General features: G+C 64.7%; 2 protein-coding genes (1 of these 2 running past the window's edge). Both read right to left on the minus strand.

Annotation, left to right across the window (positions count from 1 at the left end):
* Positions 1 to 125: 125 nt before the first annotated feature.
* Positions 126 to 1,556, minus strand: a complete 1,431-nt coding sequence (locus IFT99_RS18645; RefSeq protein WP_192134212.1) for an aspartate aminotransferase family protein — start codon at positions 1,554 to 1,556, stop codon at positions 126 to 128.
* Positions 1,549 to 12,045 carry the 3' portion of a non-ribosomal peptide synthase/polyketide synthase gene (locus IFT99_RS18650; RefSeq protein ID WP_244657014.1) on the minus strand. It continues 5,718 nt past the right edge of the window, so 10,497 of the gene's 16,215 nt are visible here — the last part of the coding sequence; its start codon lies beyond the right edge, outside the window — the gene reads right to left on this strand; the stop codon is at positions 1,549 to 1,551. Before IFT99_RS18650 ends, IFT99_RS18645 begins: the two co-directional genes overlap by 8 nt.

The following is a 12,045-nucleotide window of genomic DNA, read 5'->3' on the forward strand; positions in this document are numbered from 1 at the left end:
CACATATGTCAAAAAAGCGTGAAAATGTAACAAAGAACGTTTCTCATTACCATTCTTATCGTAAAAAAAGGGCGAAGGGCCACTGCTGGTCCTACGCCCTGGTTCAACGCTGTTACAACAAGGGTTTAACGCTGTTTGACGGCCGCTGAAACGGCGGCGGCGAAGATGTCGGCGATCTGGTCGATCTGCGCGGCGGTGACGATCAGCGGCGGCAGGAAGCGGATGACCGACGAGTGCCGCCCACCTACCTCAATGATCAGGCCGCGCTGCAAACATTCACGCTGAACATTCGAGGCCAGCGCCCCGCTGTGGGGGAAGTGACCGAGGGCGTCCGGGCGGCCGTCGAGATCGACCATTTCCACCCCGAGCATCAAGCCCATGCCACGCACATCACCCATCTGCGGGAAGTCCTTCTGCAGCGAGCGCAGGTGGCCGATCAGGCGCTCGCCCATGGCGGCGGCGTGCAGGTCCAGTTGCTGTTCGCGGACGATGCGCAAGGTTGTCGAACCCGCCACCATCGCCAGCTGATTGCCACGGAAGGTGCCGGCGTGGGAGCCCGGTTTCCACACGTCCAGGGACTTGTTGTAGACGACCACCGCCATCGGCTGGCTGCCGCCGATGGCTTTGGACAGCACCAGCACGTCCGGCACGATACCCGCGTGTTCGAAGGCAAACGGCTTGCCGGTGCGACCGACGCCACACTGGATTTCGTCGAGAATCAGCGGCACGCCAGCGTCGCGGGTGATGCGGCGGATTTCCCGCAGCCAGTTGGCCGAGGTCGGCACCACGCCGCCCTCCCCCTGCAGGGTTTCCAGAATCATCCCGGCCGGCGGCAGGACGCCGCTTTCCGGGTCGGTCAGCTGGTTCTCGATGTAGTGCAGGCCGATGCGCTCGCCGGCCTCGCCACCGACGCCGAACGGGCAGCGGTAGTCGTAGGGAAACGGCAGGAACTGCGCGCCGCCGGCCATGCCGTCCAGATAAGTCTTCGGCCCCAAGTTGCCCATCAGCGCAAGCGCGCCCTGGGTCATGCCGTGATAGGCGCCGTGGTAAGCCATGAGATTGCTGCGCCCGGTGGCGGTGCGTACCAGTTTCAGCGCCGCTTCCACCGCATCGGTACCGGCCGGGCCGCAAAACTGAATGCGCGCGTCCTTGGCGAATTCTGGCGGTAGCAAGGCGAACAGCTCGTTGATGAAATCGTCCTTGGCTTCAGTCATCAGGTCCAGGGTGTGCAGCGGACGCTGGCCGTCGAGGGTGGCGCGCATCGCCTGGATCACCTCGGGGTGGTTATGCCCCAGCGCCAGGGTGCCGGCGCCGGCCAGGCAATCGATGAACCAGCGCCCTTCGCTGTCCTGCACGTGAATGCCCTGGGCGCGCTTGAGTTCCAGGGGGATGCGCCGTGGGTAGCTGCGCGCATTGGATTCCACGGCGGCCTGCCGCTCCAGTCGCGGGGTCGGCGCAAAGCGGTAGTCGGCGTTGGCCACGGCGGCGTCCGGGCTGCTCGGCAGCGCCTCGCTGTGGCGGGCGGCAATCGGCGTCACGTTGTGTTGGCTATGCATGTTCGTGCTCCTGGGAATCGTAGGAATGAGGGCGTTCGTTGACCTGCGCGAGGGCCTCGGCAAGCTGAGTGATAAACGGCTGATCACGGACGATCGAAAGGTGGTCGGCGTCGATCCAGGCAGAAACCTGCAAGCGAACACCCATGCCCTGCTCCAGAAGAGCCGGTGCGTTATCGTTATTTTCCGGCGAGCGCTCGGCCCACCAGGCGTAGACCGGCACGCTGAGGGCGTGGATCTGGCGGCATTGATTGGCCAACTGGCGCATGTGCCGCTCGACGCCGAGCAACTGTTGCCAGTGCGCGTCGGCTTCCACGCCCTCGTCATCAGCGTCGAGAACCGGGGTTCCCGGCACGGCAGGACGCGGCAGGCCGGCGCCCGGTACGTAGCCGTCGATCAGGCCGACGAACTCAACGCGCTTGCCGAGTCGGGTCAGCAGCCGGGCCATTTCCAGGACCATGGTCCCGCCCATGGACCAGCCGATCAGCCGGTATGGGCCGGACGGTTGCTGTTCAAGCAGCGCCTTGACGTAGTCGCGGGCCATTTGCTCAATGGAGCTGTCGCGCCACTGACCGTCCAGCACCTGACGGTTCTGAATGCCCCACACGTCCCACTGCGCAGACAGCCGACGGGCCAGTGCGTAGTAACCCACCACCGTGCCGCTGACCGGGTGCACGCAGAACACCGGCGGCTTGTCACTGGCGCCGCCGCTCAGACGAATCAATGGATTTGGCGCGCCGTCGCGGCTGACCGACAGGCTTTGCGGTGCAGTCGATTGCGGCGCGGCCGGTTGCGCCGACGGCAGGCTTTCCAGCAACGCCACCAGCCCGTCGCGATAAGCCGCTTGCAGACGTTCGATGGTCGGGCGCTGATAGCGCTGACCGCTGAAACGGAAAGTCAGCCCCAGTTGCCCGGCGAACACCTGACCGTTGATTTCCAGCTCGCGATTGAGCGGCGTGGACGGATCCACCAGCGCCCCGGCCGACAGCTTCGACGGCGAGAAGCGGCCATCGCCCAGGTCCTGATCGAACTGACCGAGGTAGTTGAACACCACCTTGGGTTCCGCCAGCGCGGCCAATGACTGACGCGCCGAATCGTTGCCCAGATAGCGCAGCAGGCCGAAGCCGACGCCCTTGTCCGGCAAGCCCCGCAGGCTGTCGCGCACGCTGGCGAGGGTCTGGCGGATGTCGTTCGCAGCACGCACCCGCAGCGGGAACAGACTGGTGAACCAGCCCACTGTACGGCCCACATCCAGGCCGTCGGCGAGGGCTTCGCGGCCATGGCCCTCCAGCGCGATGAGGGTGTCGGGCTGGCCACTCCAGTCCTTGAGCGCTTCGGCGAGCACCGCCAACAGAATTTCATCAGTGCGCGCCGCCAGTGCCGCCGGGGCTTCGCGCAGCAGACGACGGGTCAGCCCGGCGTCCAGCAGCAGCTCGCACTGTTCGAGGTCCTGTTGCGTGGCGCGGCCTTCCGGGTGGTCCACCGGCCACACCGGCTCGGTGCTGCCGACCTGCTCCCGCCACTGGCCCACTTCGGTTTGACGCTCAGGCGCTTGTGCCGCATCGACCAGATGCCGGGCCCAGCGCTGAAAGCTGCTGGATTTCGGCCCCAGATCGACCGAGCTGCCCGAAGCAATCTGGGCGTAAGCCCGCGCCAGATCCTCCAGCAGCACCCGCCACGACACGCCGTCGACCACCAGGTGATGAGCGACCAGCAACAGCTTTTGCCCTTCAGGTATCTGCGCCAGCACCACGCGCAACAGCGGGCCGTTATGCAGGTCAAGGCTGCGCTGGGCCTGTTCGCACAGCGCAGTCATGGCGCGCTCGTCGGCCACGTCACGCAGCCAGAGGCTGTCGACAGCCGGTGTCGCTCGATAGCGCTGCTGCCAGCGACCGTCGGCGTGCTGATGGAAACTCAGGTTCAGGGCATCGTGATGACCCAGCAGCGCGTCCAGCGCCTTGCTCAGCAATGCCGCTTCCAGCGGGCGCTGCACGTCCAGCAACAGCGCCTGGTTGAAGTGCGCGCGGTTGCTCATCGGCTGCTCGAAGAAATGCGCCTGAATCGGCGTCAACGGCAACTCGCCCTTCGGCGCGTCTTCAATCAACGGCGCTGCGCCGGCCTCGATGACCGTGAGGCGCAGGGCCAGATCCTTGAGCCGCGGATGGCTGAACACGTCTTTGGGCAGCAGCTTGAAACCGACCTGACGCAGACGGGTGATGACCGCCAACGACTGGATCGAATCGCCGCCCAGCTCGAAGAAGCTGTCCTGACGGCTGATGGTTTCGACGCCCAGCAATTGTTGCCAGACCTTTGCCAGCTCGACTTCGCGCTCACCTTCCGGCGCTTCGACGGCCTGACTGCCGAGCTGCGGATCAGGCAGCGCGTTGCGATCGAGCTTGCCGTTGGGCAACTGCGGCAGACGCTCCATGACCACGATGTGCGCCGGCACCATATATTCCGGCAGGGTGTTTTTCAGCTGATCCTTGAGGCTGTCTTCCGACAGTTCATTGCCGCCGACATAGCCGAGCAACTGCTTGCCGTTGCCTTTGTCGCGCACGATCACCAGCGCTTCACGCACGCCCTCGCAGGCCTTGAGCGCCGCTTCGATTTCACCGGCCTCGATGCGGAAGCCACGGATCTTGATCTGATGGTCGATACGGCCGAGGTATTCCAGCAGTCCCTCGCTGTTGAGGCGCACGCGGTCGCCGCTGCGGTAGATGCGTTCGCCAGCCCTGAACGGGTGCGGCAGGAAACGCTCGGCCGTTGCGCCGGGACGGTCGAGATAACCCCGCGCCACGGCGCCGCCCAGATAAAGCTCACCGGCGATGCCCTGAGGCAGCGGGTTCAAATTCGCGTCCATCACGTAGCCCTGACGATCCCCCACCAGATCACCAATCGGCGCGTAGGCCGTGGTGAAATCGGCGGTCTCGGCAGACGCCAGCCACAAGGTCGGTGTGACCACGGTTTCCGTCGGGCCATAACCGTTGATGATCCACAGCGGTTGCAGGTTACGAATGACGTCGTGGAGCATTTCGCGGCTGAAGGCTTCACCGGCGAAGCAGTAGGTCTTCACCCCAGGGCCCTTGTCCTGCACGCCGGCCCAGTCGGACAGCTGACGCAGGTAGCTCGGCGGGAACGAGGCCACGGTGATGCCTTCGCGGATCAGCGTGTCGTAGGTCTGCTCGACGCTCCACAGCTCTTGATCGCGCAGTACAACGCGAGCGCCGTAACACAGCGGCATCATCCAGCCTTCGTGGGCGCCGTCGAAGCTGATCGAGAGGAAGTGAAACTTGCGGTCTTCCGGGGTAAAGCGATAACGCTCGCCGATGGTCTGGATGTGCATCGAGATGTCGGCGTGGGCAATGGCCGCGCCCTTTGGCTTGCCGGTCGAACCCGAGGTGTAAATCAGATAGGCCAGTTGCTGCGGGTGAATGACCACATCCGGTGCCGTAGTTGGCTCGGATGAGCAATCCAGTTCATCGATATTCAGCAGCGGCACATCACCGACCGGCACACGACCCAGCGCAGCGTCGTGGCTGATCAGCAGCTTCACGCCGCCGTCTTCCAGCATGTAACGCAGGCGCTCTGTCGGGTAATCCGGGTCCAGCGGAATGTACGCCCCTCCGGATTTCAAAACGGCATAAAACGCCAGCCACAAATCAATCCCCCGCTCCATGGCAATCGCCACCCGCACTTCGGTGCCAATGCCTCGGGCGCGCAGCGCATGAGCCAGTTGATTCGCGCGACGGTCAAACTCGGCGAAGGTCAGGCGCTGCTCGCCATGGACCAGCGCGATGGCGTCGGGCCGAATGCGCGCGTGGTCGGCGATCAGCGCGTGAATCGGCCGATCCACGTAAGGCGAAAACGGCGGCGTGTTCCACTGATCTAGCGCGGCCAGGTCCGTCTCGCCGAGCAACGGCAGGTCGCCGATGGCGGCGTCGGGCTGGGCGCAAATCGCCCGCAACAGCGTGACCAGTTGCTCGAACAGACGCGCCACGGTTGAGGCGTCGAACAGGTCAATGGCGTAATCGAGGTAGCCGCTGATACTGCCGTCGCGGTGCTCGAAGGTGCCCAGCACCAGATCGAACTGCGCGCCCTTGATGTCCCATTGGCGGGCTTCGCAGCTCAGGTCGTCGAACTGCAGCAGCGACAGGTCCGGCTGCTGCTGATGGTTGTAGCTGACCTGGAACAGCGGGTTGACGCTGAGGCTGCGCGCCGGTTGCAGCGCTTCCACCAGTTGCTCGAACGGCAGGTCCTGATGGGCATGGGCGCCGAGCAGGTTGTCCTTGACCTGGGCGAGCAGCGCGGTGAAGGGCTGGTCGCCGCTGAGCTGGGCACGCAGCACCAGGGTGTTGACGAAGAAGCCGATCAGGCCCTGGGTCTGCACCTCGGCGCGTCCGGCCACCGGCACGCCGATGCGCAGGTCGCGCTGGCCGCTGAGGCGATACAGCAGCGTGTCGAACGAGGCCAGGAACAGCATGAACAGCGTGGCGTCGTGGGTTTTTGCGGTCTGGCGCAGCGTGTCGGCCAGGTCTTGCGGCAGCACGAAGGCATGGCGCCCGCCTTTGCCGTCGCGTTCGGCCGGACGCGAACGGTCCGCCGGCAGTTCCAGCACCGGCTGCTCGTCACCCAAGGCTTCACGCCACCAGTTCAACTGGCGCTCGCGCTCAGCGCCGCTCAGGTGCTCGCGCTGCCAGCAGGCGTAGTCGGCGTAGTGCACGCTTAGCTCCGTAAGTTGCGGCCCAGACAGTTGCACGTCGCTGCCCTGGGCGAACCGGCGATACAACGCGGCGAAGTCTTCGAGCATGACCTGCACCGACCAGCCGTCGGAGATGATGTGATGCATGCACAGCAGCAGGCGCCATTGATCGTCCGCCACCCGCGCCAGGGCCACCCGCCACGGCGCGCGCTCGGCGTCGAGGTCGAAGGGCTGGTTCATGAACGCCTCGGCCAGCGCGTCGAAGGCGGCTTCCGGCGCCGCGTTGTCGCGCAGATCGTGACGGCCGATGTGCACGCTGCTGATCGGCAAAATCCGTTGCTGCGGCACCGCCTCCCGGTGTTGAGTCGGGGATGGACGGAAGCAAGTGCGCAGGGTTTCGTGACGGGCCGCCAGGGCATCGAAGGTCTGCTGCAGGGCATCAAGTTTCAGCGCGCCGCTGAGGTTGAGCACGCACGGCAGGTTGTACGCGACGCTTTCGGGCTCCAGTTGCGCGAGGAACCACAGGCGCTGCTGGGCAAAGGACTGCGGCGCGAACTCGCGGTCGGCACGGGGCTGCAGAACCGGCATCGCCGTCGCAACGGCCTGTGTGTTCAGGTAGTGAGCGAGGTCAGCCAGCACCGGTGACTCGAACAGCGCACGCAGGGGCAGCTCAAGCTTCAGGTCGCGGCGGATCTGCGCCACCAGTTGAATGCCAAGCAGCGAATGACCGCCGAGGGCGAAGAAGTTGTCCTGACGGCCGATCTGCGCCACGCCAAGCAGGTCTTGCCACAGCGCGGCCAGCTGGGTTTCGACCCCCGCCAGTGGCGCTTCGAAGGCCCGTTGCTGGATGTGCGGGTCAGGCAACGCCTTGCGGTCTAGCTTGCCGTTGGCGGACAGCGGCAGGCTGTCCAGCGTGACGAAGTGGGCCGGGACCATGTAGTCCGGCAGGCGTTGTTTCAGTTGAGTGCGCAGGTGTTCTTCGTCGAAGTCCTCGGCCACCAGATAGCCCACCAGCTGCATCCCAGTGCTGAGCTCACGGGCGATAACCACCGCTTCGCTAACGGCTGGATGATCGAGCAGCGCCGCTTCGATTTCGCCGATTTCAACCCGCAGACCGCGCAGTTTGATCTGGTGATCGAGACGGCCGAGGTATTCCACCACGCCGTCGGCACGCCAGCGGGCCAGGTCACCGGTGCGATACAGACGCTCGCCGGTGCCGAACGGGCTCGCCACGAACCGCTCGGCGGTCAGGCCGGGACGCAAGTGGTAGCCGCGCGCGAGGCCGGCGCCGCCGATGTACAGCTCGCCGGGCACGCCGACGGGTTGCGGGTTGAGGCGGCTGTCGAGGATGTGGATCTGCAGGTTGGCGATGGGGGCGCCGATGGGCACGGAAACGCCCGGCTCATCAACGCACGTCCAGTGAGTCACGTCGATGGCCGCTTCCGTCGGGCCATACAGGTTGAACAGGCCGGCGTTGGGCAGGCGTTGAAGGGTTTCCCGCGCCAGATCGGCAGGCAAGGCTTCGCCGCTGCAGACGATGCGTTTCAGGGAAGCGCAGCTAGTGAGATCGTCCTGAGCCATGAAGGCACCGAGCATCGACGGCACGAAGTGCAGCGTGGTGATGTGCTGCTGTTCGATCAGCGATTTCAACAGCAGCGGATCGCGATGATCCCCCGGTTGAGCGACCACCAGACGCGCACCCACCATCAACGGCCAGAAGAACTCCCAGACCGACACATCGAAACTGAACGGCGTTTTTTGCAGTACCGCGTCCGAGGCGTCGAGAACATAGGCCTCTTGCATCCAGGCCAAACGGTTGAACAGCGCGGCGTGGGTGTTGCCCGCCCCCTTGGGTTTGCCGGTCGAACCGGAGGTGTAAATCATGTAGGCCAGTTGTTCGGGGTGCAGCTCTACAACTGGCGCTGTGACCGGATAATCCGCCAGTGCCAGGTGATCGAGGTTCACCACTCGCAGGCCTTCCACAACCGGGAGGTCATTGATCACGGCATCGTGGCTCAGCAGCAACCCGATCCCGGCGTCTTCGAGCATGTAGCGCAGACGATCCGCCGGGTACTCGGGATCAAGCGGCACATACGCCGCACCGGCTTTGAGCACCGCATACAGCGCAACCACCATTTCCACCGAGCGCAACGCCGCCACGCCTACCAACGATTCGCGGCCGACACCTTGCTCCCCGAGGTAATGGGCCAACTGATTCGCCCGCTGATCTAGCTCGCGATAGCTCAACACCTCATCGCCAAAGCGCAAGGCTTCCCGCTCAGGATGCAACTGCGCCAGACGCTCAAACTGGCGATGAACAAATGGCTCATCGGCAGCCCAGTTCCGTGCTGTGTCATTGACCAACGCCAACCGCGCACGGTCTTCAGCATCCAGCAGCTCGAAATCGCCAATCGCCGCGTCCGGCTGCTCGATCAACTCGGCGAACAGCTGCTCAAAGCGAGCATGCAGCCGCTCGATACTGCCGTGATCAAACAGATCCGTGGCGTAATTCCACGACCCACCCAGCCCGCCCTCGGCGTCTTCGTGGGTGTTCAGCGCCAGGCCGAACTGGCTGCTGCCGTCGTCCAGCGGCAGCACGTCGGCGCGCAGACCCGGCAGCCCGGCGAGTGATTCGAAGTTCTGCTGCTGGTGATCGTAGGCCACCTGGAACAACGGGTTGTGGCTCAGGCTGCGCGCAGGTTGCAGCGCCTCGACCAATTGCTCGAACGGCAAGTCCTGATGGGCCTGGGCGCCGAGGGTTCGTGTCTTGGCCTGCTCCAGCACCTGGCGATAGCTCAGCTCGGCAGACACCTCGGCGCGCAGCACCTGGGTGCTGACGAAAAAGCCGATCAGCCCTTCGACTTCCAGCCGCGAACGACCGGCAATCGGCACGCCGATGCGCAGGTCGTTCTGCCCGCTCAGGCGGTGCAGCAAGACTTGGTACGCCGACAGGATCGCCATGAACGGCGTAGCACCCTGCTGTTTCGCGAACTCGCGCAGGCGCTGACTGAACGCGGCATCGAAGGCGAACAGCACACGGTCGCCGCGATAGCTTTGCTGGGGGGGACGCGGTCGATCGGTGGGCAGCTCCAGCACCGGATGCTCGTCCCCCAGTTGCTCGCGCCAGTAGTTCAGTTGCCGCTCGCCCTCGCCCGCCGCCAGCCATTCGCGCTGCCAGGCGGCAAAGTCGGCGTATTGCACCGGCAATGGCGCGAGTTGCGGCGCGCGGTTTTCCACGGCGGCGCGGTACAGCTCGCAGAATTCCTGCAGCAGCACGCGCACTGACCAGCCGTCCGAGATCATGTGGTGCAGGCACAGCAGCAGACGCTGCTCATCAGGCGCGACACGCACCAGGGCCAGCCGCCAGACCGGGCTGCGGGACAGGTCGAACGGGCGCTTGACGAAGGCCTGGGCCAGGGCGTTGAAAGCGGTGTCGAGATTCGGCTCGGCGGTGATGTCTATCCGCTCAATCTGCACAGACTGGGCAGGCTCGATCTGTTGCATCGGCATGCCATTGACCGCCATGAACCGTGTGCGCAGTACTTCATGGCGTGCGGTCAGGCCGTCGAAGGCCGCCTGCAACGCAGCCTCGTTCAGCTCGCCGCACAAGCGCACGGCGCCCGGCAGGTTGTAGGCATGGCCGCCGGGTTGCAGCTGATCGAGGAACCACAAGCGCTGCTGGGAAAAGGACTGTACGGCAAGGGCTTGCCGGCGCGGGGTCAGCTCAAGCTGCTTGGCATCGGTGGATGCCAACCCGGCAATGCGCTGGGCGAAATCACTGAGGCGCGGCGCGTCGAACAGCACCCGCAACGGCACGCTCAATTGATGCTCATGGCGCAGCCGGGAGATCAGCTGCATCGCCAGCAGCGAGTGGCCGCCGAGTTCGAAAAAGTGATCGTTGCGGCCGACGGCGTCGATGCCCAGCAACGGCTGCCACAGCGCCGCCAATTGCTGTTCAAGGAGCGTTTGCGGCGCCTGATAATCGCTGGAGATCACCTGCGGGTCAGGCAGCGCGTTGCGGTCGAGTTTGCCATTGGGCAACTGCGGCAGGCGCTCCATGACCACGATGTGCGCCGGGACCATGTATTCCGGCAGGGTGTTTTTCAGCTGCTGCTTGAGGCTGTCCTCGGCCAGACCGTTGCCGCCGACATAACCCAGCAGGAGCTTTCCGTTCGCGCTGTCACGGACAACGACCAAGGCCTCACGCACGCCGTCGCAGGCTTTCAGCGCCGCTTCGATCTCGCCGGCCTCGATGCGGAAGCCACGGATTTTAATCTGATGGTCGATACGGCCGAGGTATTCCAGCAGCCCCTTGCTGTTCAGGCGCACGCGGTCGCCACTGCGATAGAGGCGCTCACCGGCCTTGAAAGGATGCGGCAAGAAGCGCTCGGCGGTTGCGCCGGGACGGTCCAGATAACCCCGCGCCACGGCGCCACCCAGATAAAGCTCCCCTGCGATACCCTGGGGCAGCGGGTTCAGATCCGCGTCCATCACGTAACCCTGACGATCCCCCACCAGATCACCAATCGGCGCATACGCCGTGGTGAAATCAGCGGTCTCGGCAGACGCCAGCCACAGCGTCGGCGTAACCACGGTCTCCGTTGGGCCATAGCCGTTGATGATCCACAGCGGCTGCAGATTGCGGATCACGTCGTGGAGCATTTCTCGGCTGAAGGCTTCACCGGCGAAGCAGTAGGTCTTCACGCCAGGACCCTTGCCCTGCACGCCGGCCCAGTCGGACAGCTGGCGCAGATAGCTCGGCGGGAACGAGGCCACGGTGATGCCTTCGCGAATCAGCGTGTCGTAGGTCTGCTCGACGCTCCACAACTCCTGATCGCGCAACACGACTCGCGCGCCGTAACACAGCGGCATCATCCAGCCTTCATGGGCGCCGTCGAAGCTGATCGACAGGAAGTGAAACTTGCGGTCTTCCGGGGTGAAGCGGTAGCGCTCGCCGATGGTCTGGATGTGCATCGAGATGTCGGCGTGGGCGATGGCGGCGCCTTTCGGCTTGCCGGTCGAGCCCGAGGTGTAGATCAGGTACGCCAGTTGCTGCGGATGAATCACCACATCGGGTGCCGTCACTGGCTCGGACGAGCAATCAAGCTCGTCGATGTTGAGCAGCGGCACTTTGCCCACCGGCACTCGATCCAGCGCTGCATCGTGGCTGATCAACAGCTTCACGCCACCGTCCTCCAGCATGTAACGCAGGCGCTCGGTCGGGTAATCCGGGTCGAGCGGAATGTACGCCCCTCCGGATTTCAAAACGGCATAGAACGCCAGCCACAAATCAATCCCCCGCTCCATGGCAATCGCCACGCGCACTTCGGTGCCGATGCCCCGGGCGCGCAAGGCGTGAGCCAGTTGATTGGCGCGGCGGTCGAACTCGGCGAAGGTCAGGCGCTGTTCGCGATGGACCAGCGCGATGGCGTCAGGACGAAGGCGTGCGTGGTCGGCGATCAGCTCGTGAATCGGCCGATCCACATACGGCGAAAACGGCGGCGTGTTCCACGCGTGCATCTGCTGGATGTCGCCTTCGGTGAGCATCGACAGCTCGCCGATGCGCGCCTCGGGGAAGCGGCAGAGGCCGTTCAATAGCGCCTGGAAATGCCCGCACAGACGCGTGATCTGTTCGGCGCTGAACACGTTGCTGTGGTAGTTGACGTGAACATGGGCGTGCTCGCCCGCCACCACCGCCAGGCTCAGTGGATAGTGGGTCTTGTCGCTGAGTTCGACGGAACCCAGGTTGACGCCGTTGGCCTGCTTGTCCCGCAGCACCGCGTCCACCGGGTA

Source organism: Pseudomonas sp. CFBP 8772 (genome assembly GCF_014841665.1).
Lineage (GTDB): Bacteria > Pseudomonadota > Gammaproteobacteria > Pseudomonadales > Pseudomonadaceae > Aquipseudomonas > Aquipseudomonas graminis_B.